Annotated in this window: 23 protein-coding genes; 14 read left to right on the top strand and 9 right to left on the bottom strand. The window is 69.4% G+C overall.

Annotated elements, in window-relative coordinates; all coding sequences use genetic code 11:
- Nucleotides 1–187 precede the first annotated feature (187 nt).
- Entirely contained in the window at nt 188–2155 is a 1968-nt protein-coding gene (locus BUF17_RS00110; protein WP_073625212.1) for a tetratricopeptide repeat protein, read from the top strand.
- A 40-nt stretch (nt 2156–2195) separates the two neighbouring features.
- A complete protein-coding gene (locus BUF17_RS00105; protein WP_210215370.1) occupies nt 2196–3104 on the top strand; it encodes a 4-(cytidine 5'-diphospho)-2-C-methyl-D-erythritol kinase in 909 nt (302 codons plus the stop codon).
- Nucleotides 3105–3202: 98 nt separating this feature from the next.
- On the opposite strand, the gene BUF17_RS00100 is transcribed toward BUF17_RS00105, so the two are convergent.
- Nucleotides 3203–4102 (bottom strand): tRNA1(Val) (adenine(37)-N6)-methyltransferase, encoded by a 900-nt coding sequence (locus BUF17_RS00100; protein ID WP_244530711.1) that lies wholly within the window; start codon nt 4100–4102, stop codon nt 3203–3205.
- Nucleotides 4099–4332 (bottom strand): putative signal transducing protein, encoded by a 234-nt coding sequence (locus tag BUF17_RS00095; protein WP_073625211.1) that lies wholly within the window; start codon nt 4330–4332, stop codon nt 4099–4101. Before BUF17_RS00095 ends, BUF17_RS00100 begins: the two co-directional genes overlap by 4 nt.
- Before the next feature lie 270 nt (nt 4333–4602).
- On the opposite strand from BUF17_RS00095, the gene BUF17_RS00090 reads away from it, so the two are divergent.
- Entirely contained in the window at nt 4603–5571 is a 969-nt protein-coding gene (locus tag BUF17_RS00090; protein ID WP_428977619.1) for a polyprenyl synthetase family protein, read from the top strand.
- A gap of 114 nt (nt 5572–5685) precedes the next feature.
- Here BUF17_RS00090 and BUF17_RS00085 read toward each other — a convergent pair whose 3' ends face one another.
- The 3 genes from BUF17_RS00085 to BUF17_RS23055 form a co-directional block, all read right to left on the bottom strand.
- A complete protein-coding gene (locus BUF17_RS00085) occupies nt 5686–6507 on the bottom strand; it encodes an HpcH/HpaI aldolase family protein (protein ID WP_210215369.1) in 822 nt (273 codons plus the stop codon).
- A gap of 127 nt (nt 6508–6634) precedes the next feature.
- Nucleotides 6635–7096, bottom strand: coding sequence for a hypothetical protein (locus BUF17_RS22435; protein WP_073625209.1), 462 nt, complete (start codon nt 7094–7096; stop codon nt 6635–6637).
- Complete coding sequence (locus BUF17_RS23055; RefSeq protein ID WP_210215368.1) at nt 7093–7464, bottom strand: hypothetical protein; 372 nt, start codon at nt 7462–7464, stop codon at nt 7093–7095. The genes BUF17_RS22435 and BUF17_RS23055 overlap by 4 nt, the downstream gene beginning before the upstream one ends.
- Here BUF17_RS23055 and purC point away from each other — a divergent pair.
- The 3 genes from purC to purQ all read left to right on the top strand — a co-directional run bounded on the left by purC (nt 7463) and on the right by purQ (nt 9444).
- Nucleotides 7463–8260, top strand: a complete 798-nt coding sequence (gene purC / locus BUF17_RS00075) for a phosphoribosylaminoimidazolesuccinocarboxamide synthase (protein ID WP_073625913.1) — start codon at nt 7463–7465, stop codon at nt 8258–8260. The genes BUF17_RS23055 and purC overlap by 2 nt on opposite strands.
- 116 nt (nt 8261–8376) lie before the next feature.
- Nucleotides 8377–8619, top strand: coding sequence for a phosphoribosylformylglycinamidine synthase subunit PurS (gene purS / locus BUF17_RS00070; protein ID WP_073625208.1), 243 nt, complete (start codon nt 8377–8379; stop codon nt 8617–8619).
- Nucleotides 8620–8778: 159 nt separating this feature from the next.
- Entirely contained in the window at nt 8779–9444 is a 666-nt protein-coding gene (gene purQ, locus BUF17_RS00065) for a phosphoribosylformylglycinamidine synthase subunit PurQ (RefSeq protein WP_073625207.1), read from the top strand.
- A 106-nt stretch (nt 9445–9550) separates the two neighbouring features.
- On the opposite strand, the gene BUF17_RS00060 is transcribed toward purQ, so the two are convergent.
- The gene (locus BUF17_RS00060; protein WP_139282353.1) at nt 9551–12022 is read right to left on the bottom strand and encodes a mechanosensitive ion channel family protein; all 2472 of its coding nucleotides are present in this window, start codon (nt 12020–12022) and stop codon (nt 9551–9553) included.
- Between the two features lie 287 nt (nt 12023–12309).
- Between BUF17_RS00060 and purL the strand changes: the two genes are divergently transcribed.
- The 3 genes from purL to grxD all read left to right on the top strand — a co-directional run bounded on the left by purL (nt 12310) and on the right by grxD (nt 15566).
- Nucleotides 12310–14505 (top strand): phosphoribosylformylglycinamidine synthase subunit PurL, encoded by a 2196-nt coding sequence (purL, locus tag BUF17_RS00055; protein ID WP_073625205.1) that lies wholly within the window; start codon nt 12310–12312, stop codon nt 14503–14505.
- A gap of 68 nt (nt 14506–14573) precedes the next feature.
- A complete protein-coding gene (locus BUF17_RS00050; protein WP_073625204.1) occupies nt 14574–14810 on the top strand; it encodes a BolA family protein in 237 nt (78 codons plus the stop codon).
- 420 nt (nt 14811–15230) lie between these two features.
- Entirely contained in the window at nt 15231–15566 is a 336-nt protein-coding gene (gene grxD / locus BUF17_RS00045; RefSeq protein ID WP_073625203.1) for a Grx4 family monothiol glutaredoxin, read from the top strand.
- 148 nt (nt 15567–15714) lie between these two features.
- Here grxD and BUF17_RS00040 read toward each other — a convergent pair whose 3' ends face one another.
- A complete protein-coding gene (locus BUF17_RS00040; RefSeq protein WP_073625202.1) occupies nt 15715–16293 on the bottom strand; it encodes a sugar transferase in 579 nt (192 codons plus the stop codon).
- A gap of 232 nt (nt 16294–16525) precedes the next feature.
- Between BUF17_RS00040 and BUF17_RS00035 the strand changes: the two genes are divergently transcribed.
- The 3 genes from BUF17_RS00035 to BUF17_RS00025 all read left to right on the top strand — a co-directional run bounded on the left by BUF17_RS00035 (nt 16526) and on the right by BUF17_RS00025 (nt 20639).
- Entirely contained in the window at nt 16526–17803 is a 1278-nt protein-coding gene (locus BUF17_RS00035; protein WP_073625201.1) for an O-antigen ligase family protein, read from the top strand.
- Nucleotides 17804–18035: 232 nt separating this feature from the next.
- Nucleotides 18036–20093: a polysaccharide biosynthesis protein gene (locus BUF17_RS00030; RefSeq protein ID WP_073625200.1), complete on the top strand. Its 2058-nt coding sequence runs from the start codon at nt 18036–18038 to the stop codon at nt 20091–20093.
- A gap of 348 nt (nt 20094–20441) precedes the next feature.
- Nucleotides 20442–20639 carry a hypothetical protein gene (locus tag BUF17_RS00025; protein WP_073625199.1) on the top strand — a complete coding sequence of 66 codons (198 nt, stop codon included), beginning with the start codon at nt 20442–20444 and terminating at the stop codon, nt 20637–20639.
- 72 nt (nt 20640–20711) lie between these two features.
- Here BUF17_RS00025 and BUF17_RS00020 read toward each other — a convergent pair whose 3' ends face one another.
- Nucleotides 20712–22025, bottom strand: coding sequence for an SAM-dependent methyltransferase (locus BUF17_RS00020; protein WP_073625198.1), 1314 nt, complete (start codon nt 22023–22025; stop codon nt 20712–20714).
- A gap of 355 nt (nt 22026–22380) precedes the next feature.
- Between BUF17_RS00020 and BUF17_RS00015 the strand changes: the two genes are divergently transcribed.
- Nucleotides 22381–22629 (top strand): hypothetical protein, encoded by a 249-nt coding sequence (locus BUF17_RS00015; RefSeq protein ID WP_073625197.1) that lies wholly within the window; start codon nt 22381–22383, stop codon nt 22627–22629.
- A gap of 194 nt (nt 22630–22823) precedes the next feature.
- On the top strand, nt 22824–23264 hold the full coding sequence (locus tag BUF17_RS00010) for a hypothetical protein (RefSeq protein WP_073625196.1): 441 nt from the start codon (nt 22824–22826) through the stop codon (nt 23262–23264).
- Between the two features lie 153 nt (nt 23265–23417).
- Here BUF17_RS00010 and BUF17_RS00005 read toward each other — a convergent pair.
- On the bottom strand, nt 23418–23780 hold a 363-nt coding region (locus BUF17_RS00005), incomplete at its 5' end, for an EF-Tu C-terminal domain-related protein (protein ID WP_487379757.1).

Raw genomic sequence — 23780 nt, 5'->3', positions numbered from 1 at the left:
TGTTCGTTGCGCTTGCGAATGCAACTTCGCGCCTGCGAAGGCAAGCCCTACCGGCCGTTTGCGTGACGCGACCGTGCCGCAGCCGTGATGTTCCGGCCGCCTCGCATTGCATCGGCCGGCTTGCGGCGGGGCGCGCGGCGGGCCATCCTATAGGGATGCACCAGGTGTCGCCCGAGATATCGCCGATATGAAGCCGCTGTTTCCTGTTCACGGCCCGTCCGCCCGCGCACCGTCCGCCGATGCCCGGCGAACCCGGTCCCGGCGCCGCCTCGCCGCGCTTCTGATGGCGACCGCGTTCCTCGCCGTTCCCGCGGGGGCGATCCACCCGGCCTTCGCCGAGGTCGCGCCGGCGGCGGACCTGCCGCCCGAGCTCGGCGGCCTCAATTCGCTGGCCGGCAACTATCTGGCGGCGCGGCTGGCCGGTGACGAGCAGGACCTCGCCGCCGCGGCGGCGTTCTACCGCTCCGCACTCGCGGAAGACCCGACCAACCCGCTCCTGATCGAACGCACCTTCACGCTGTCGCTCGCGAGCGGCGACGTGGATGCCGCCATCGCCCTCGCCCCGGACCTGCGCCCGACCACGGACGTGAACCGGCTCGGACGCCTGACGGTGGCTGTCGACGCCTTCGAGGCGGGCAAGACCGCGGAAGCCCGCAAAACGCTCGCGGCAAAATCACGCAGCCCGCTGATCGAGCTGACCAACGCGCTCGTGATCGCCTGGACCTACGCGGCCGACGGCAACGAGAAGGCCGCGCTAGAGGCGCTCGACGCGCTGAGCAACGCGGAGATGTTCGCGGCCTTCACCACCTACAACGGCGGCCTGATCGCCGACCTGCTCGGCGACCATCACGAAGCCGTGGTGCGGCTCGGCGACGCCTATGCCGGCGATCCAGGCCTGCCGCGCGTGGTCGTGGCCTATGCGCGCGCGCTGGCACGGGCCGGCGACCGCAACGAGGCGGACTCGGTGGTCGACCGCTTCGCCGACGGCGTGCACGACGGCCCGCTGGTGCAGGGCCTCGAACGGCAGGTGGCGGAAGGCAAGAACGGCCCGCCGATCGTGCCGAACGCGAAATCGGGCGCGGCGACGGCGCTGGCCGCGCTCGGCGCCACCATCGGGCGCGAAGGCAGCGCGGAGCTCGCCTCGGCCTATCTGCACCTCGCGCTTCATCTCGACCCGAAGAACGAGTTCGGCACCGTGGCGCTGGCCGAACTCTATGAACGGATGAACAAGCCGAAGGACGCGATCCGCTATTACAGCGCGCTCGATCCCTCCTCGGCGTTCTACCGGGAAGGCCAGATCCAAATCGGCCTCAACCTCAACGCCCTCGACAAGGTCGACGACGCCCGCAAGCAGCTCGAGAAGGTGATCGCCGGCGACCCGACCGATACCGGCGCGGTTCTGGCGCTGGGCGCGGTGCTGCGCAGTCACGACATGTTCGCCGACGCGGCCAAGGTCTACGGCGACCGCATCGCGCTCATCAAGAATCCCGAGCCCGCCGACTGGCTGCTGTTCTACAATCGCGGCATCAGCTACGAGCGCACCAAGCAGTGGGACAAGGCGGAGCCCGACTTCGAGGAGGCGCTGAAGCTTTCCCCGGACCAGCCGGAAGTGCTGAACTATCTCGGCTACACCTGGGCCGATCAGGGCGTGCACCTCGACAAGGCGCTGGCGATGATCCGCAAGGCGGTGGATCTGCGCCCCTCCGACGGCGCGATCGTCGACAGCCTCGGCTGGGCGCTCTACCGCCATGGCAAGTTCGACGAGGCCGTGACCTATCTGGAGCGGGCGGTCGACCTGATGCCGGACGACCCGACCCTCAACGACCATCTCGGCGACGCCTACTGGCGCGTCGGCCGCACGGTGGAGGCGCGCTTCCAGTGGGCCCATGCCCGCGACATGAAGCCCCCGAAGGAACTCGCCCCGCAGATCGAGCAGAAGCTGAAATCCGGCCTGCCGCCGCTCGGCCCCGAACCGACCCAGTCGGCCAAGACCAAGCCGGACGTCGACCCCAAGGCGCCGCCGGTGGCTGATGATGCCGCCCCGAAGGCCGTTCCGGAAACGCCGAAGGCACCCGCCGACACGCCCGACGCGCCCGGGAAGGCACCGGCGGAAAGCCCTGCCCCAGCCCCGGCCGCACCGCCGGCGACGCCGTGACGACGGCCGGCGCCGGTTTGCGGCCGGCACGAACGCCAGAATGAACGCCACCATGGACGCCGTCGCCAATATCGGCCTCCTGACGGAGACCGCGCGCGCGAAGCTCAATCTCGCGCTGCACGTCGTCGGCCGCCGTCACGACGGCTATCACGACCTCGACACCGTGGTGGCGTTCCCGACCGTCAGCGACACGCTGTCGGCGGAGCCGTCGCGCACGCTGTCGCTGGAGGTGGAGGGTCCGTTCGCCGCGGCCCTCGACGCGGGCGCGGACAATCTGGTGATCCGCGCCGCGGAGGCGCTGCGCGCCGCGACGGGCTGCCGCGAGGGCGCCGCGATCCGGCTCGTGAAGCGGCTGCCGGTGGCGTCCGGCATCGGCGGCGGCTCGGCGGACGCGGCGGCGGCGCTGCGGATGCTCACGCGGCTGTGGAACCTCGATCTGGAGGACGAGGCGCTTTCGGCGATCGCCGGCCCGCTCGGCGCCGATGTGCCGATGTGCCTGCATTCCGAGCCGCTGCGCGCCCGCGGCACCGGCCACGACATCGAGCGCCTGCCGGCGCTGCCCGATGCCGCCGTGGTGCTGGTCAATTCCCGCGCGATGCTCGCGACGCCGGCGGTGTTCCGCACGCTGGGGCTCGCCGCCGGCGACCGGGACGAGGCCCGCGCCGTGCCGGACCACAGCTTCGCCTGGCGCGACGCGGCTGATCTCGCCGCGTGGCTGATGGAAACCCGCAACGACCTCGAACCGCCCGCCCGGCGACTGGAACCGTCGATCGACGGCGTGCTCGCCGCGCTGAACGCGATGCCCGGCGCGCTGCTCGCGCGGCTTTCGGGGTCCGGCGCGACGTGCTTCGCGGTGTTCGCCGATCTCGGCGAGGCACGGCACGCCGCGGCGAAGATTGCCGACGCCCGTCCTGAGTGGTGGGTGGAGAGCGCGCCGCTCAGCGGCTGAGAGGCGGTTCGTTTCGGCCTTGCAGGACCGGTGGGCCGGACGATCACCGGATTTCACGACACGACGACGGCCGCGTGCGGCCGGCCGCACGGATGTCGTCAGCGGGCCTTGTTCGCGACCGCAGGCAGGCCGGGAAGCGGCGCGGCCTGTTCGAGCACGGCGCGCGCGGCATTGGAAGGCTGCGGGCCGGTTCCGTCGTGCAGCACCAGCCCCGGCGCCAGCGTCATCGGCCCGCGCGAGCCGGCGACGGCGCGCACGATCACCCGCAGCGCCGGTGCATCGGCGCGGGCATGGACCGGCACCACCACGGCGGCGCCGAATCGGCCGCGACAGCCCTCCAGCACCTCGTCGAGCCCCGATGCCGGAAAGATGATCGACACGAGGCCGCCGGGACGCAGGAGGCGCGCGGCGGCGCGCAGCCACGGATCGAGCCCCGCCTCGCCGAGAACATGGGCCGTGGCGCGGCGGGCATCGGGCGAGGCACGCACGCGGCCGGCGGCGTAAAAAGGCGGATTCATCACCACGATATCGGCGGCGTGCGGCTCGAGGCCGGCGGCGGCGAGCGCGGACGGCACGGTGATATCGGCCTCGATGACGCGGACCCGGCCGCCGAGGGCGGCGTTGGCGGGCAGCGCCAGCGACCGGCGTGCGAGCGCCGCCGCTTCCGAATCGATCTCGACGAGATCGACCGACAGGCCGGGGCAGCGAACCGCCACGGCGAGGCCGGCGACACCGACGCCGGCGCCGAGATCGAGACAGCGCCCGGTGGCGCCTTCAGGCACGGAGGCGGCGAGCAGGAGGGCGTCATGCCCGGACCGGTGCCGCCCGCGCGGCGGCTGGAGCACGCGGAACCGGCCGCCGAGGAAGGCGTCGCCGGTGGCGTCGGCAGAGGCCGTACTCTCCCCGGCTGCGCAGGCCGCGGTCACGTCCGCGGTTCCCTCGCGCGCGGCCGTGCTTGACGGCTCCACGCCGGGCGCCGCTCCGGCCTCTCCGCTCACGACGGTTTCCGTTCCGGCAGTTCCGCCGCGAGGCCGGCATCGCGCATGATGTCGCGCGCCTCGTCGAGATCGTCCGCCTGGACCATCACCCGCCTCGGCAGGATGCCGATGGAGCCTTCGATCACGCTCATGTTGCGGTCGAGCACGAGGTGTGCGATGCCCGCATCGCGCAATGACACCTCGATGAAATTCAGCGTCACCGGGTCGTTGGTTCTGAGCAGTTCGATCATCTTGCAACCGTGCGTTCGAGCGGGCGCCGTGCTGGCGCCGGAGACGATGGCGGCGGACCGAGGCGGGCCGGCGACGTTCGGCCCCGCTCCAGGCCTCGCCCGCGGCCTTGCCCGGATCGGCAAGGCTCCCTATCCTCGCCGCCGAAACCGGGCCGGCATCGTTCGGCCGGTTCGGGACATTATCAGGAGAATGCCCGCGTGGCCTCTTTCAGTGCGGTCCAGACTCAACCGAATTCGCCGTCACCTCGCGGCACGTCCCGTGCCGGCGGGATCGACGCGCTCGTCGGGCTGGTCGCCGCGGACATGGAACGGGTCAACGCCACGATCCTGTCGCGCACGGGATCCGACGTCCAGATGATCCCGGAAGTCGCCAACCACCTGATCAGCTCGGGCGGAAAGCGGCTGCGGCCGATGCTGACGCTCGCCGCCGCCGCGCATTTCGGCTATCCGGGCGAAGGGCACGTCAAGCTCGCCGCCAGCGTGGAGTTCATGCACACGGCGACGCTGCTGCATGACGACGTGGTGGACGAGAGCGACCTCAGGCGCGGCAAGCCGGCCGCGCGGATGGTGTGGGGCAACCAGGCGAGCGTGCTCGTCGGCGACTTCCTGCTCGGCCAGGCCTTCAAGATGATGGTGGAGACCGGCTCGCTCGAATGCCTCGCGATCCTGTCGAACGCCGCAGCGGTGATCGCCGAGGGCGAGGTGATGCAGCTCGCCGCCGCCAAGGACCTCGACACCGAAGAATCGACCTACCTGCAGGTGATCGAAGCCAAGACGGCCGCGCTGTTCGCGGCGGCGGCCGAGGTCGGCCCGGTGATCGCCGGGGCGTCGGCCGCCGAGCGCGAGGCGTTCCGGCTGTACGGCCTCAATCTCGGCCTCGCCTTCCAGCTCGTCGACGACGCGCTCGACTATGGCGGCTCGTCCGGCGCGCTCGGCAAGAATGTCGGCGACGACTTCCGCGAGGGCAAGATCACGCTGCCGGTGATCCACGCGTTCAGCGCCGGCAACGACGAGGAGCGCGCGTTCTGGCGCCGCTGCATCGAGGGCGGCGAGATCCGCGACGGCGATCTCGAGCGCGCCTTCGGCCTGATCGAAAAGCACGGCGCCATCGCCGCCACCGTTGCCCGCGCCCATCATTATGGCGACGCGGCCCGCGAGGCGCTCGCCGGCCTGCCGCAGACGCCCCAGCGCGACGCCCTCATCGACGTGATCGGTTTCTCCATCGCCCGCGCCCACTGAGCGGGCGGCAGCCTGCGCCGGTTCGATGCGGCTTCGCAGCCGCGACCGTCATGAAAAAGGCGGCCGCGGTAACGACCGCCGCCGCCTGTCCGTTTTTTGCCGAGGCAGACGGGCTCAGTAGCCGCCGCGCCCGCCCTTCGCCGCCGTGCCGTCGCTCGCGAACGAGGCCAGCGTCGCGCGGGCGGCTTCGTGCAGCAGCGCGAAATCGACGCCGAGCGCGATCAGCCGGAAGCCGGCCGCCGCGGCGCGTTTCGCATCCGCCGTGCTGACCGCGAACGCTCCAGCGAGCTTGCCGGCCGCGACGGCCTTGGCGGCGACGCGGGCCGCCGTCTCCTGGGTCTCCTCGGCCGAGGGCGCGAACCGCGCGCCGTTGGTCAGCGCGATCGACAGATCGGCCGGGCCGATGAACACGCCGTCGAGGCCGGGAACGCGCAGGATGTCGTCGAGCGCGTCGAGCGCCGGGCGGCTTTCGATCATCGCGAAGGCGAGCGTCGCGTCGTTGGCGCCGGCAAGCCAGGCGGCGGGATCGCTGACGCCGGCAAGACGCATGCTGGCCGCGGGGCCCCAGCTGCGCTGGCCGAGCGGCAGATATTTCACATGGGAGACGAAGCGGCGGGCGTCCTCGGCCGAATCGATCATCGGCGCGATCACGGCGGTGGCGCCGTAGTCCACCGCGCGGCTGGCGGAGGCGAAGTCGCCGACCGGCACGCGCACGATGGGCGCCGTGCCGTGGGCGACGACGCGGGGAATCGCATCGGCGAGCGTCGCGATGTTGTGGATGCCGTGCTGCATGTCGAACGTGATCGCCGGATAGCCGGCCGCGGCGAGTTCCGCCATCACGCCGGGAGCGGTGAAGGCGGTCGACCACGCCGTCAGAACAACCTCGCCGCCACGCAGCCGCACCGCCAGATCATAGGGCCTCGCCAGACGATCCACGTCTTCTCTCCAGGTTTCCGTTTTCCTCTGCGCCCGACTCTGCGGCCGGGCGCGAGGCGACCATATACCCTGTGAAGGTCCGGGGAACAGTCAAAGCCGGCAGTCGGGCGGCGGCCGCCCGCGTGGATCAGGGCCAGCCCCACCCGGTTCCGACGCCGACGCCCCAGCCCCACCCCCGGCTCCAGCCCCAACCGCTATAGACCGCCGGATAGGCGCCGACGCCATAGTAGCCGTAGGACGGATAGACATAGGCCGGCTGCGGCGGGGGCTGCACGGGAAGCGCGGAAATGGTGTTGCCGCGCGCGGCCATGCACTGCACGTAGGCCGCGCTGATATCGGCCTGCGACACCACCGCGCCCGGCGGGATTGTCGTGCTCTGGGCACGGCAGGCCTGGGCGTCGCGGGCGAACTGGCGCTGGCTCTTCTGCGGCCCCGGCGAGGGAACCAGCACCGCCTGTCCGGGCGGGGAGGCGCATCCGGCAAGGAGGCCGAGCCCGCAGAGGGCGATGACGAGACGCACGCCGGGCCGGCGGCCGGACGGGGCGCCGCGAACCGGCGGGAGGGAAAGCAGGACGCTTTCATGCTTCATGACAGGGCGCTCCCGAAAGAAGGACGGACACTGCGATCCATCCCGCCCAACGCGACGGGCGGGAGGGTTGTTGCATGACGGCGCGGCGAAACCGAGACACAGCGACCGGCGGCCGTCGAAATCGCAGGAGAGGCGCCGGAAAAACATCCGGCGGCGGCGGATTGCGGCAACGCATCAATTGTGCTCGCCCAAAGGATCGAGTAGGGTCCCGCCGTCAAAACGTGGGTACCGTCATGAAAAGGGCGGTTTCCCGCGCATTCGTCGTTGCCGCGGCGGTATGTGCTCGGTGCCTCGCCGAACGTCGCCAGGCTTTCCGGCATGTCCGCCGGCCGGCCGAGGCCCGTCAATGGAGACTTGCGGCTCGACATGGATTTCCTCAAGCACTCACGGTACATCCCCATGAACCGTCGCCGCCGCATTTATGAAGGCAAGGCTAAGATTCTCTATGAAGGCCCGGAGCCCGGAACGCTCATCCAGCACTTCAAGGATGACGCGACGGCCTTCAATGCCAAGAAGCATGAGATCGTCGATGGCAAGGGCGTCCTGAACAACAGGATTTCCGAGTACATCTTCACCCATCTCAACAACATGGGGATTCCGACGCACTTCATCCGCCGGCTCAACATGCGCGAGCAGTTGATCCGCGAGGTGGAGATCATCCCGCTCGAGGTGGTGGTGCGCAACGTCGCCGCCGGATCGCTCTCGACGCGCCTCGGCATCGAGGAAGGCACGCAGCTGCCGCGCTCGATCATCGAGTTCTATTACAAGAACGACAAGCTCGGCGATCCGATCGTCTCGGAAGAGCACATCACCGCGTTCGGCTGGGCGACGCCGCAGGAGATCGACGACGTGATGGCGCTCGCCATCCGCGTCAACGACTTCCTCGCCGGCCTGTTCCTCGGCGTCGGCATCCGTCTCGTCGACTTTAAGATGGAGTGCGGACGGCTGTGGGAAGGCGACATGATGCGCATCGTCGTCGCCGACGAGATTTCCCCGGATTCCTGCCGTCTGTGGGACATCGCCACCAACGACAAGCTGGACAAGGACCGCTTCCGCCGCGACATGGGCGGGATGCTGGAAGCCTACCAGGAAGTTGCCCGCCGGCTCGGCATCCTCAACGACAACGACCGCACGTCGTCGACAGGCCCGACCCTGGTGAAGTGACCGGCTTCGCCGCAGCGCGGCATCCGGCGCCATCCGCTTCCGGGCGGGTGGCGCGTTCCGGGCGTGCCCTGCGCCGCGGCGAAGCGTTCCAGACCCTGCCAAACAGCGGAAACGTCATGAAAGCGCGCGTCACCGTCACTCTGAAGAACGGGGTTCTCGATCCCCAGGGCAAGGCGATCCAGGGCGCGCTCGGCGCGCTCGGCTTTTCCGGCGTCGACAGCGTGCGCCAGGGCCGCGTGATCGACCTGGACCTCGCCGAATCCGACCCGGCCGCCGCCCGGGCGAAGATCGCCGAGATGTGCGAGGCGCTGCTCGCCAACACCGTGATCGAAAGCTACGCCATCGATATCGCCGGCTGAGGGCGGGGCCAGCCCCCGCCTGACGGAGCGCTTCCGACCGGACGGCACCGCCGGATCGAAGGTCGCGCTCCAGATTGCACGTTCCGGGCTTGTCCCCCCGTCGGGCCGGATGGCTTCGATCCGAACGGGACACGCTCCAGCCGATTGAGGAGAGCCGAGATGAAGTCCGCCGTCGTCGTCTTCCCCGGATCGAATCGCGAACGCGACGTCATGAAGGCGCTCGGGGCCGTGTCCGGCGCCGCGCCCGTCGCCGTCTGGCACGCCGACACCACGCTGCCGGACGTCGACCTCGTGGTGCTGCCGGGCGGGTTCTCCTACGGGGATTATCTGCGGTCGGGCGCCATCGCCGCCCGCGCGCCGATCATGGCCGCGGTGAAGGCCCACGTCGAGCGCGGCGGCCTCGTCATCGGCATCTGCAACGGCTTCCAGATCCTCACCGAAGCGGGGCTGCTTCCCGGCGCGCTGATGCGCAATGCCGGCCTGAAGTTCGTCTGCCGCGAGGTGAAGCTGCAGGTGGCGGCGACCGACACGCCCTTCACCCGGCTCTATGAACAGGGCCAGGTGCTGCGCTGCCCCGTCGCCCACCACGATGGCAACTATTTCGCCGACGCCGACACCCTCGCCCGCCTCGAAGGCGAGAACCGCGTCGCCTTCCGCTATGCGGAGGGCACCAATCCGAACGGCTCGATCAACGACATCGCCGGCATTCTCAGCGAGAACCGCCGCGTGCTCGGCATGATGCCGCATCCGGAAAACCTGATCGAGCCGCTGCAGGGCGGGCTGGACGGCCGGCCGCTGTTCGAAAGCCTCGCCGCCGCAGCCTGAGGCCCGCTCAGACCCGATTTCGACGGCCCGCGTGGACGCCACGCGGGCCGTTTTCGTTGGTGCGGCGAAAGCCGCCGCCCCTGTTCGGTCTTGCTATTCGGTCTTGCTATTCGTTCTTGCCCTCGGAGGCTTCCTCCTCCTCGGCTTCGGCGGCAGCCGCTTCGGCATCGAGGATCGGGGCGATGGCCGAGCCCGCCGCGGCCGCCGCACGGGCGGGATCGGTGACCGGCGAGCCGTCGGGGTTGGCGACATAGACCGTGACGTTGCGGTGCGCGAACTTGATGCCGGCCGCGGTGAATTCCTCGCGGATCTTGGCGTAGACCATGCGCTGGACGACGAACTGTTCGTTCGGCTTGGTCATGAACTTCACGCGCACCACCATCGCCGAGTCCTCCATCTCGTAGACGCCCTGCGACTTCAGCGGCTGGAGAAAGAGGTGGCCGACGTCCTCGTCCTCGAGGAGTTCCTTGCTGATCTTCTTGACGATCTGGTTGATCTTGGAAACGGGCGTATCGTAGGTGACGCGGATCGGAAGCTTCACGATCACCCAGTCGCGCGAATAGTTCGTCAGCTTCTTGATCTCGCCGAACGGCACGGTGTTCAGCGGCCCGTTCTGGTGGCGCAACTGGAACGAGCGGATCGAGATTTTCTCCACCGTACCCTTCACCACGCCGATGTCGATATATTCGCCGGTCCGGAAGGCATCGTCGATCAGGTAGAACATGCCGGAGAACATGTCCTTGATCAGCGACTGCGCGCCGAAACCGATGGCGATGCCGATGACGCCCGCGCCGGCGAACAGCGGGGCGATGTTCACGCCGAGTTCGTCGAGCGCGATCATCAGCGCCACGACCACGATGCTCGCCAGCAGGAAATTACGCACGATCATCAGGAGCGTGCCGAGCCGCGTGGTGGCGCCCACGATCGAGGTGCTTTCGCCGTGGGCGCTCTCGTCGGCCGCCACATAGCGCTCGATGGCGATCTCCTCGTCGAGCCAGAGCTTCACCGCGCGATAGGCCATGATCGAGACGAACACGACGAGGATCAGCCCGGCGAAGCGGGCGAACGGTCCCTCCGGGTCGGTCACGTCGACGCCCCAGGTGGTGAGGATGCCGGTCAGCGTCACCGCGATGGCGGTGATGAGGGCCGCATGCTCGAACAGCGCGCGGACGATGTTGCGCCGGCTCGCGAGCACCCGGCGTTCCCGCCCGCGCCGCTCCTTCGTGTCCACCCGCTTTTCCTGCACCGCGCGGGCGAACAGACTGTCGATGATGAACACCATCACCGCATAGGCGAGCACGCCGCCGGCGATCACCACGAACGGCCCGATGATCGGCGCGATCGGCCGGGGATGATCGAGCAGCGCCCGGCCCGTTCCGATCGTCGCGGCGATGATGACCGCGAGCACGACGAGCTGGTGCCAGTGGCGGAGGAAGAAGCGCGAGGCGGGGATGTGGGTCGCCTCGCGCTCGGCCTTGCGTTCGAGAGCGACGGCTTCCTCCAGCGCCTCGGCGGTCCGCTCGTCGGGCACGGTTTCCACCGGCTGCGGCGGCGCCCGCCGGACGACGGCCCGCCCGCTCAGCGACAACGCGACGAGAAGCAGCGCCAGACAGCTGATATTGAGGGCGGCGATGATGCTGAAGCGCATCAGCGAGCGCGGCAGCCCGGCGATTTCCACCCACGCGATGAAGCCGCCGGACAGCGCCGCGAAGGCCGCGATGGCGATCAACTGGATCGAGACCCGCCTCGCATCGTCATCGCCGAGCGGCACCAGGCGGGAATTCGGCGATCGCGGCGCCAGCACGGTGAGCACGGCGATGGAGGCCAGCAGCAATTCCGCGAACGGAAGCTGGAAGATGCGGAAAAGGCGCTCGGTCTCGCCGAAGCTCTGGGCCATGGCGACCGCCGCCGTCGCACCCGACACCGCGAACACCGCCACGCCGCCGAGCAGCAGGCTGAGCCGGCCGAGCGCGACGGCGATCCGGTCGGCCCGATGAGCCGGATTGCCGCCGGAAAGCCGGCGGAAGGCATGGCGGCTCCACAGGCTGTAGAGCCAGATGCAGAACACCCCGATGATGTTGGCGATCAGCGCCACCTGCGCGGCCCAGGCCGTCCGCTCCAGCACGCCGCGATCGCGCAGATGCTGGATGCCCTGCGGCAGGGTCCGGATATGGGCCGGGATATCCTCCGCCAGCTCGGCGACGGCGGTCCGCAGGTGCAGCAGCAGCAGGAGGGCGCTCTGCCCCATCGTGGCCGGCGGCGCTGAGGGCGCCGCGGCGGGCGGGGCGATCACCATGATGGTGGAACCGTTGGCCTTGGCCGCCTCGATCAGACGCTGAAGGGCCTTGTCCTCGCTCTGGGGCTCGCTGCCGTGCTTGGTGGAGAGCAGGCCGCCTTCCGCCGCCCGCACCGGCGGGGCGACCAGAAACGCGGACACGAGCGCCAGCACGACGGCGGCCAGAACCGGCAGGAGGCACGCCGAAAGCGAGGCCCGTGCCGGGCCTGGCCGCGCCCGCGCCGCCGTCACCGGCGCCGCCCGCCCTGCCGCTCTGGAACCCCGCCCCTGCCCGCCCGTCATCGTCCGCACGTCCCCGTCGCGCGCCCTCGCATTCCCCGCCCCCGGCGGGCGGGAGCGAGGCGGCGCCCGCGCCATGCTGGACGAGCCGCACCGGTTGCGCAACGGGGCGCGATGCCTCGCATCCGCCCGCGCGCGATCCGGGGATTCGGCGCGACATTCCCGCGTCGCAACCCACCCCGGCCCGCCGCGGGCGTTGACGGCGCGCGCCCGCACCGATATCCCCGCGGGCACGCGCCCGAGCAAGTCCCGACCCTCCGGGAAAGCCGGCGGCCGAGCCGGAGATCCTCATGATCCGCAACGACGTCCAGATCACCCCCGCCCTCGTCGCCGAGCACGGGCTGAAGCCCGACGAATACCAGCGCATCCTCGACCTCATCGGACGGGAACCGAGCCTGACGGAACTCGGCATCTTCTCGGCGATGTGGAACGAGCACTGCTCCTACAAGTCCTCCAAGAAGTGGCTGCGCACGCTGCCGACCACCGGCCCGCGGGTGATCCAGGGCCCCGGCGAGAATGCCGGCGTGGTCGATATCGGCGACGGGCTCACGGTCGTCTTCAAGATGGAGAGCCACAACCACCCCTCCTATATCGAGCCCTATCAGGGCGCGGCGACAGGGGTCGGCGGCATCCTGCGCGACGTGTTCACCATGGGCGCGCGCCCGGTGGCGGCGCTGAACGCGCTGCGGTTCGGCGCGCCGGACCATCCCAAGACGCGCCACGTCGTTTCCGGCGTCGTCGCGGGCGTCGGCGGCTACGGCAATTCCTTCGGCGTGCCGACGGTGGGCGGCGAGGTCAATTTCGACCCGCACTACAACGGCAACTGCCTCGTCAACGCGATGGCGGTCGGCCTCGCGCCGGCGGACGGCATCTTCCTGTCGGCGGCTTCCGGCGTCGGGATGCCGATCGTCTATCTCGGCTCCAAGACCGGCCGCGACGGCATCCACGGCGCCACGATGGCGTCGGCGGAGTTCGACGAGGGCTCGCAGGAGAAGCGGCCGACCGTGCAGGTCGGCGATCCCTTCGCCGAGAAGCTGCTGCTCGAGGCCTGCCTCGAACTGATGGCCTCCGGCGCCGTGATCGCCATCCAGGACATGGGTGCGGCCGGGCTGACCTGCTCCGCCGTCGAGATGGGCGCCAAGGGCGATCTCGGCGTCGAGCTCGACCTCGACAAGGTGCCCTGCCGCGAGGAGGGCATGACGGCCTACGAGATGATGCTGTCGGAGAGCCAGGAGCGGATGCTCATGGTGCTGCACCCGGAGCACGAGGAGAAGGCCAAGGCGATCTTCACCAAGTGGGGCCTCGACTTCGCGGTGATCGGCTACACCACCGACACGCTGCGCTTCGTGGTGCGCCACCACGGCGACGTGATGGCCGACCTGCCGATCAAGGAACTCGGCGACATGGCGCCGGAATATGACCGGCCGTGGGTGGCGCCGAAGACCCCGGCCCCGGTGCCGGCCGCCGAAGTGCCCGCGCCGGCCGATCTCGGCCAGACCATCCTCGACATCGTCGGCTCGCCCGACCAGTGCTCCCGCCGCTGGGTGTGGGAGCAGTACGATCACCTCATCCAGGGCAACACCGCGATCCGCCCGGGCGGAGATGCGGGTGTGATCCGCGTCGAAGGCACCGGCAAGGGCCTCGCGATGTCGGTGGACGTGACGCCGCGCTATTGCCGCGCGGAGCCGAAGCAGGGCGGCCGGCAGGCCGTCGCCGAGGCGTGGCGCAACATCACCGCCGTCGGCGCAACGCCGCTCGCGCTCACCGACAACCTGAATTTCGGCAACCCGGAGCGCCCGGAGATCATGGGCGAGTTCGTCGGCTGCATCGAGGGCATCGGAGAGGCCGCGCGCGCGCTCGAGTTCCCGATCGTCTCCGGCAACGTGTCGCTCTACAACGAGACCCTGGGCGAGGCGATCCTGCCGACGCCGGCCATCGGCGGCGTCGGCCTGCTCGACGATGTCGACCAGGCGGTGACCATCGCCTTCAAGGCGGACGACGAGGTCATCGTGCTCGTCGGCGGCCACGGCAGCCATCTCGGCCAGTCGATCTATCTGCGCGATATCGTCGGGCGGACGGACGGCGCGCCGCCGCCGGTCGATCTCGCCATCGAGAAGCGCAACGGCGACTTCGTCCGCAGCCTGATCCTTGCCGGCAAGGTGACCGCGAGCCACGACATTTCCGACGGCGGCCTCGCCATCGCGCTCGCCGAAATGGCGATGGCCGGCAAGCGCGGCGCCACGGTTTCGGTGCCCGGACCGGCGCATGTCGCGCTGTTCGCCGAGGATCAGGCGCGCTACGTGCTGGCGGTGCGCGAGGCGGATCTCGCCGGCATCGAGGCCTCGGCGGCGAAGGCCGGCGTGCCCGTCGCGGTGCTCGGCCGCACCGGCGGCGACACGCTCACGATCTCGGGCGCGGCGTCTCTGTCCGTTGCAAAACTCACCGCACGGCACGAAGATTGGTTCCCGCGCTACATGGCGGGCTGAGCGGCGAACGATCGATGGCAGGCTGAACGGCCGCGCCGCAAGGCGCAGCCGGAGAGGATTGAAGACCGATGGCGATGGATGCCCGCGAAATCGAGGCGCTGATCCGAGCGGCCCTGCCGGACGCGCAGATCGAGATCCGCGATCTTGCCGGCGACGGCGATCACTATGCCGCGGTCGTGGTGTCGGCGGCGTTCCGCGGCAAGAGCCGCGTGCAGCAGCACCAGATGGTGTATGAGGCGCTGAAGGGCTCCATGGGCGGCCAGCTTCACGCGCTTGCGCTGCAAACATCCGCGCCTGAGGCTTGAACAGCGCCCACCGCGCGATCACTTAAGCTTGTGACGGCCGTCGCTTGTCATGCCGGCTTGGGTGCGGGCGCCTCTCGACGCCCGTATCTGCAATGGACGACACCAACAGACCACGACACGGCGCGGCCGCGGCCCGCAGCGATGCGGCAGACGCGACCGCCGTTCAGAGGGACGACCGCCGTTCAGAGGAATGTGTCTGAACGAACGACGCCTGCGGACGGTCCTGCTCGACACCGGGCCGTTTCGCGGCGATTGTGGCTCAAGCGTTGTTTCACCCGGGCGAACGCCGGAGGGCGGAACGGGCTGGAGCTTCCGATAACCGGGGACCGCGAACCGACCGGCCGCATCCGTCGGATCGTGGGACGCCCGGGAGCCTGATGAGCCGGTACGCGCCGGATGCCTTCGGACAGGAAAGACGACATGACCGCGATCAACGACTTCATCGATTCGGAAGTGAAGGGCACCGACGTGGTGCTGTTCATGAAGGGCACCCCCACCTTCCCGCAGTGCGGCTTCTCCGGCCAGGTGGTGCAGATCCTCGATTATCTCGGCGTGCCCTACAAGGGCATCAACGTGCTGGAATCGGCCGAGCTGCGTCAGGGCATCAAGGACTATTCCAACTGGCCGACCATTCCCCAGCTCTACGTGAAGGGCGAGTTCGTCGGCGGTTGCGATATCGTGCGCGAGATGTTCCAGGCCGGCGAACTGCAGGACCTGATGAAGGACCGCGGCGTGGCGGTGCACGACGCGGCCTGAGGCCGCCCGACTTCGCAGCACTTCAACGGCGCCTGCCTGCCGGATCAGCGATCCCGGCCGGCGGGCGCGTGTGTTTCCGCGCGGCTCCCCGGCCCCGTTGCCGGAGCGGCGTCGCGGCGCGATCAGCGCTCTTCAGGCGGCTTCGCGATCAGCGCCCTTCAGGCGGCTTGCGGCGCCCACGCGCGGCGTCGCCCTGCCCGCCGCCCCGCGCCGTCGCAAGGATGATCGCGAGATCGCCGAGGAAGCTGCGGGTTTCGAGATATTCCGCGTCGACCACCGCGAGGCGCTCGGGCACGGACATGTCGATGTCGCGGATCTGCGCGAGGCCGGTGATTCCAGGCCGGAGCCGGTAGACGCCGCGACGGCGGCGCGCCTCGATCAGCTCCTTCTGGCTCGGCAGGCACGGGCGCGGGCCGACGAGGCTCATCTCCCCGGTGATGACGTTCCAGAGCTGCGGCAGTTCGTCGAGCTTGGTGCGGCGCAGGAAATGGCCGAGGCCGGTGATGGCGGCCGTACCGACATGGTGGGACGCCACGTTCGGGGTGTCGATCTTCATCGTTCTGAGCTTGTAGCAGCGGAACGGCTTCTCGCCGCGCCCGACCCGCGTCTGCACGAACAGCGGATTGCCCGGCGAATCGAGGCGGATCAGCACGAGGCACACCGCCAGCACCGGAAGAAGCACCACGAAGCCGGCCGCCGAGGCGAGGAGATCGAAAGCCCGTTTCAAGTTTGTCCCAGCCCTAGCAAGTTTGTCCCCGGTCCCGTTGCCGCCGTCCCGGATCGCGCCACGTTTTGGTGATTAACGCTGCGGATGCGCGAGACAAAGCCGTTTTCACCCGATATGTCCCGGGCGGGGTTCCGCCCGCAGCCGGCCCGGCCGCCCGCCGGCAACGAGGGACGTGCGATGTGAGCGGCCCGCCCGGACCATGCGGCCTCTGTTTCCCACGAAAGCCACCGCGATGCCACACCCTGCCGGCGCTGTCGCGCACCGCCCCCGCGACCCGTTCACGATCATCGTCTACGCGACGATCTTCGGCGTCGCGGCGGTGCCGCTGCATCCCTTCTGGCTCGCGACCTATCTGGCGTGGACACTGGCCGGTGCCTGGGCGCTCTCAACCGATTCCGGACTGAGGACCGCCATCTTCCGCGACGCCACGCTGCGGCGGATGGCCCTGATCTTCGCCTTCATGGCGGTCTGGATGGCGGTCGGCGTCGTCGGGCGAGGCCAGTTCGCCTCCGGGCGCACGTGGTCGGCGACATGGAACATCGTGCCGGTGTTCCTGTTCGCGGTGACGGTGATCGCGGCGACGCGGCGGGACGCGGGGCTGGCGCGGGCGCTGCCGCTGGTCGCGGGCGTGCTGGTCGCGCTCGGCGCGCTGGAGGCCATCGTCGGCCGCATCTTCATCGAGCACGATCTGTGGGTGTTGTTTCCGCGGCTGCGGCTCTACGGGACGGGCGACAACCCGGTTCCCTCCGCCGCCATCCTGGCATTCGGCTCGGCCGCGGCGGCGGTCGCCGTCTTCGCCGGCCGCGGTGGCTTGCGCCTGCTGGCGCTTGCCGCGCTCGCCCTCAACCTCGCCGGGCTGTTCCTGACCTATAGCCGTGGCCCGTGGATGGCGTTCCTGCTGAGCACGCTCATCGCGCTGGTGCTGTGGCGGCTGCCGGTCGGGCGGCTGCGCATCGCCGTGGCAGCAGTGATGATCGCCGGCGCCATCGCGATTCCCATCGGCCTCGTCGTCGCCGAACCCTATCTCGACCAGACCGGCTGCAGCGACCGGCTGCAGGAGGAGAACACGCTGACGGCAAGCGCGACGGACCTCTGCCGCACGTCGCACCGGCTGAGCATCTGGCGGGTCGTCGGCACCGAGATCGCGGCGCACCCGCTGTTCGGGGCCGGACCGGGAACGCTGGTGAAGCATCCGTTCGGCCAGCATCCCCACAACGGCTATCTGTCGATGGCGTTCTATTACGGCATTCCCTGCGCGCTCGCCTACATCGCGCTGATCCTGAACGCCCTCCATGCCTGCCTGACGCGGCCAGCCACGCCACTGCGGATGATGTCGCTGTGGGTGATCGTGTTCGCGACGGTGTTCATGGCGACCGATCTCGCCAATCCGGTTTCGTTCATCAATTCGGTCTATCTTTATCTCTGGTTGCCGCTGGCGCTCGCCGTCGGCTGGCCGCGCGAGGAGATGCCGGACGGCCCACCGGGGATGCCGCGGCGTTCGCCTGCGTGAAGAAGGGGCGCTAATATGCGCGCCGATATGATAGTTTCGAGATCAGGCGGCCACGGATCGAGCGCCGCGCCGGCCGCGATCGCGCCCGGAACCGCCTGCGCCGAACCGGGACGATGGAAGTGACGCAAAGCCCGATGCCGCCCGCGCCGACAGCGCCGCCCTGCCCCGCCCGCGCTGCGTGCGGCAGGCACCATGCTGCGCCGGCCGCGGCCGCCCGGAACGCACGGTCGTGATGAAGACGTTGTGGGACCGCCTCCACCGCCGGCTCTACGAGGTGCCGCGCCTGACGCGCCGGCTCTCGTTCGCGGCGATCGACGCGCTGCTGGCGCCGATCGCGCTGTGGTGCGCCTATGGACTTCGCCTCGCCGATTTCTGGGAATGGTGGATCCTGACGCCGGGCCTGCCGGTGTTCGCCGTCGCCCCGTTCGTGGCGGTGGCGCTGTTCTGGTGGAGCGGCGTCTACCGCATTCTGGTGCGCTCCTCCGACCGCACCGCCGCCTTCATCATCGCGCGCGGCGTGGTTGGGCTCGTGATCGGGCTCTATGTGCTCGCCTATCTCGCGCCGCACCTGATGGTGCCGCGTTCGGTGCCGGTGATCTTCGGCATTCTCTATTTCCTGATGACGTGGGGCAGCCGGCTCGCCGGGCAGTCCTATTTCTTCTGGCTGACCCGCCGGCTGCACGACCTGGAGCCGGTGATCGTCTACGGCGCCGGACGGGCCGGACTGCAACTCCACATGGCGCTCGATGCCGGCCGCGAATACGAAGTGGTGGCGTTCGTCGACGACGACCATACGCTGCAGGGCACGCACATCAGCGGGCGGCGGGTCTATCCGCCGGGCGAACTGCAGGCGCTGATCGACCGCCACGGCGTCAAGCGGCTGCTGCTCGCCATGCCCTCGATCCCGCTTCGGCGCCGGCAGGCGCTGGTGAAGCGGCTGTCCGACCTCGACGTGATGGTGCAGACGGTGCCATCCACGCCGGAGCTTCTGACCGGCATGGCGCGGATCGACGCGCTTCGGCCGGTGACGCCCGAGGATCTGCTGGAGCGGGCGAGTGTCGATCCCCACATCGACCTGCTGTCGCCCTCGATCCGCGGCAAGGCGGTGATGGTGACGGGCGCGGGCGGCTCGATCGGCTCGCAGCTCTGCCGCCAGATCGTCGCGCTCGGGCCGCGCCTGATCGTGCTCTACGAGATCAGCGAATTCGCGCTCTATTCCATCGACGAGGAACTGCGCGACATCGCGCTCGCGGTCGCCGAGCGGGACGACATGGCGGTGCCGGCAATCTATCCCGTGCTCGGCAATGTCTGCGACGGCAAGCGCGTCGGCGAGGTGATCGAGGCGTTCGGCATCGAGACCGTCTATCACGCCGCCGCCTACAAGCACGTGCCCCTGGTGGAGCAGAACGTGCTCGGCGGCCTTGCCAACAACGTGCTCGGCACCGACGCCGTGGTACGGGAGGCAATGCGCCATGGCGTCGAGCGGTTCACGCTGGTCTCGACCGACAAGGCGGTGCGCCCGACCAACGTGATGGGCGCGACCAAGCGGTGGGCGGAACTCGTCTGCCAGGACGCGCAGACCCGCTCCACCGGCACCGTGTTCTCCATGGTGCGGTTCGGCAACGTGCTCGGCTCGTCCGGCTCGGTGGTGCCGCTGTTCGAGCGGCAGATCAAGCGCGGTGGCCCGGTGACGGTGACGCATCCCGACGTCACCCGCTTCTTCATGACGATCCCGGAAGCCGCCCAGCTCGTGGTGCAGGCGGGCGCGATGGCGAGCGGCGGCGAGGTTTTCCTGCTCGACATGGGCGAGCCGGTGCGCATCGACGATCTCGCCCGGCGGATGATCGAGCTGCACGGCCTCAAGGTGCGCGACGCGGCGACGCCCGACGGCGATGTCGACATCGTCTATACCGGCCTCAGGCCGGGCGAGAAGCTCTATGAGGAACTGCTGATCGGCGACAATCCGATGCCGACCCAGCATCCGAAGATCATGCGCAGCCGCGAGAACGGCGTCGACGCGGCGGAACTCGCCGACCTGCTCGCGGGCCTGCGCGCCGCGGTCGAGAACACCGACGTGGCGGCCGCCATCGGCCTGCTCTGCCGCGCCGTGCCGGAATACCGGCCGATCGCGGCGACCGTCGACATCGTCGCCACCCACCGGCCGGCGACGGACGGCAAGGCTGGCGAGCGCGCGGACAAGGCCACGAGCGGCACGGGCGTGGGAGGAGGTACGGGCGTGGCGGAGATCAACGTCGTCCCGGTCTCGTTCGCACCGGCGCAGCGCCGCTAGAGTGCGGCCCGTTCAGATCGAACAGATCTGGACAACAGGGATATCCGCCCGGTCGTCCTGCCCTTTCCTTCTGCGCTGTCCTCCTGCCCTGCCCTCCTGCCCCGCCTCCCCGGACGGGGCCGCCATGGCCCGCGGCCCTTGCGGCGCATCAAGGCGCCGACGGCGCGATGAGGCTTGATGGAGGTGAAGCGCGCGGGAGATCTCCGGCTGGCGCGGTGCCGCTTACGGCAGATGCGGCGGTCTGCGATGGCAGCCGCGAGGGCGCGGAGCGGGCCGGAACCGGGATTTCGGGCGCGCGTTGATAGGGTGGGCAGGCATGCCGCCATGCCCGATGCAGGAGGCCCGACGATGGTTTTCCATGAACCCGGCACAGCCGGCCCGCGCGACACCGGAACGACGCCGGAGACGCCGACGGAACAGGCGCATCCGGCGGGACCTCACGCCAAGCCACACCTGACCAATCCGATGTCGACGCCCGGCTCGGGAATGCTCCCGGACGTCTCTTCCGACGACGAGCGCAAGGACGTCGATCCGGCGGGCGGCTGAGCCCGTGCTCGTCCCAACGAGTTTTGTGAACGGCCCGCCGGTGCGCGGGCCGTCGTTGTTTTTGAGCCGTTGTTACCGGTAGAGATCGGCGCGGGTCGGCGGCAGGCCGGACAGGCCCTTGGCGCGGCGCGAGCCCAGCGTCTGGAAGATGCCGATGGTGCCGCGCTCGAACCCGAGCGAGACGCCGGCGAGATAGAGCAGCCACAGCCGCGTCTTCGCCTCGCCCACCTCCGCGATCGCCCTGTCGCGATTGGCATAGAGCCGTTCGCACCAGAGCTTGGTGGTGCGGGCATAATGCTCCCGCCAGCCTTCCACGTCGTGGATCTCGAAGCCGTGCCGTTCGATGGCGGACACGGAGTGGCCGATATGGTCGAGCTCGCTGCCGGGGAAGATGTAGTTCACGATGGCGGCGTATTCCGGCCGCTTCTTGCGGAAGGCCTCTTCGGTCTTCTTGGCGGGCCGGGTGATAGCGTGGTTGAGCAGCAGGCCGCGCGGACGCAGCAGCTCGCGCATCTTGGTGAAATAGGCGGTCTGGTTGTCTAGCCCGACATGCTCGAACATGCCGATGGACGCGATCTTGTCGAACGTGCCCTCGACGGCGCGATAGTCCTTCAGCTCGACGTGCACCTTGCCCTGCAGGCCGAGGCGCGCGATCTTTTCCTGCACGAAATCATATTGCGCCTGGGACAGCGTCACGCCGTGGGCATCGACGCCGTAGTTGCGCGCGGCGTGGCAGACGAGCCCGCCCCAGCCGCAGCCGATATCGAGGAACTTTTCGCCCGGCTTCAGCCGCAGCTTGCGGCAGATCATGTCGAGCTTGGCGATCTGCGCTTCCTCGATGCCGGCATCCCAGCGCGGGAAATAGGCGCAGGAATATTGCATCTCCGGATCGAGGAAGAGGCCGTAGAACGCGTTCGACAGGTCGTAGTGGAACTGCACGAGGGCCTTGTTGTCGCGCCCCTGCTCGTCGCGGGCGGCCTGATCGCCCTGATAGGCATGGCCGGCGGCAGGCGCCGACGCCTCCTTGGTGGAGGCGAACAGGAACGGCAGCAGCGAGCGCAGCAGCAGCCACTTGTTGAGGCGCTTGACGAGCCCCTTCGAGCCGATCTCACCCCGGCGCGCGGCAACGTCGAGCAGCGTGCCGCCGACGATGTCGATGTCGCCCGCCGCCATCAGCTCCACCAGCGTGGTGAGGCGCCGGCCGCGCAGCAGGCGGGTGATCGCCACCGGCGTGCGGATCACGAAGCCGAGATCGCCCCTGGCATTCGGCCCGAGCGGAATGGTCTCGCCATTCCACAGCGTCACCACCAGGTCGGCCCGCAGCTCGCCCGCGATGTGGTTGATCGCGGTCCGCGCCGCCTTCAGCAGCCTGTCGTCCTTCGTCACGCGCGTGCATCTCCCGAATCGGCATCGACGGCGCCTGACGGCGCCCCGAAATTTGCGCGCACGTTAAGCGAGGCGCTCGCCGGATGCCAGATGTCGCGTCGCAATCGACCGGCCGGGCCGCGGCGGCGCGCCCGTGCGGCTTTGTCGCAGGCGGCCGTGGCCCACGGAACGCCCGGCAAAGCATCGATCGGCACATTTTTCTCGATCGCGTCGACGCTTCCGTAACGGGCTCCGGCTAAAACAGGCTTGGGTACAGCGCCGAACCGGGGGGCGCGCATTCAAAGCGCTCGCCGACCCGATCGGTCTGGCTGGCTAATCGGGCGGACGCCCGGCGTACAATGCAGGTGTTGTGACAATGGTCGAGCAGACCCTCTATCTGATCCAGGCCTTCAGCGAGAGCACGCGCGGCCGCCTGCTGTCCGATGCCCCGATCCGCTGCATTTCCGAACGCGCGGCGCGCCGCGGCGCCGAGATCCTCGCCGGCACCAAGGCGGGCGTCATGGCGATCTCCATGCACGGCGACTTCCGCGATGCCGGCAGCGAGATGCGGACGGAAATCCTGTTCAGCGCCGGCCGCATTCCCGAAGAACTCGGCCTGTTCTGAGACCCGCTCGCCCGAACACCGCAGGGCCGTAGACAGCCGGCGACAGACATCCGGTCCGCCGGCCGGTTCCCGCCGGCCGTTCCTGCCGGACAGTTCATGCCGCCCGGTTCCTAGCGGCCTGTTCCTGCCGCCCGAATCTTGGCCTATGCTTCTGCCGAGCGGGCCGAAATATCTCGCCTGGCTGGGAGAACCTCATGAACACATTCAAGTCGCTGGCAGCGGGCTGCGCATTCGCGGCCGGGCTGGCCGCAAGCGCGGCGATGGCCGCGGACATCAACTTCGTCGGTGAATGGACCGGCACGTCGTCGAGCGTCGTGATCGGTGCCGGCACGCACTTCTCCGATTCGACCGGAACCGCCGAAGCGCCCTTCCTGTCCGAGAAGGAATTTGTGCTCGACATCGTCGGCCAGAAGGGCCAGCGCGTTTGGGGCAAGCTCAAGAGCGCGGACTTCGCCGAGCCGATCGTGTTCGTCGTTTCCAACGACGGCAAGCAGATCCACGGCGCCAACAGCGACGGCGTGTTCAGCGGCACGGTGGTCGATGCCGACACCATCGACCTGATCTATACGCAGCCGGGCTCCGAGCCGACCCACATCACGGTCGCCGGCGAGACCACCTTCAAGCGGAAGAAGTAGTCGTCCGGTCCTGTACTCAGGCAAAGAAAAAGGCGCGTCCCTTGCGGGGCGCGCCTTTTTCTTTTGTGCCGCCCTGCCCTATGGCCGGGCGAACGGCACACCGGCCGCGCCCGTTCGACGGGGCGCGGCCGGCGGGATCGAACGAAATTCAGATCACTTGATGATCTTGGCGACGACGCCGGCGCCGACGGTCCGGCCGCCTTCACGGATGGCGAAGCGCAGGCGCTCTTCCATCGCGATCGGGACGATGAGGGTGACCTTCACCTTCACGTTGTCGCCCGGCATCACCATCTCGGTGCCTTCCGGCAGCGTCACGATGCCGGTCACGTCCGTGGTGCGGAAGTAGAACTGCGGACGGTAGTTCGTGAAGAACGGGGTGTGGCGGCCGCCTTCTTCCTTCGTCAGGATGTAGGCCTCGGCCTCGAACTCCGTGTGCGGGGTCACGGTGCCGGGCTTGCACAGCACCTGGCCGCGCTCCACGTCCTCGCGCTTCGTGCCGCGCAAGAGCGCGCCGAT

Source organism: Pseudoxanthobacter soli DSM 19599 (assembly GCF_900148505.1).
GTDB classification, from domain to species: domain Bacteria; phylum Pseudomonadota; class Alphaproteobacteria; order Rhizobiales; family Segnochrobactraceae; genus Pseudoxanthobacter; species Pseudoxanthobacter soli.
This window is presented reverse-complemented; position numbering and strand designations above follow the sequence as displayed.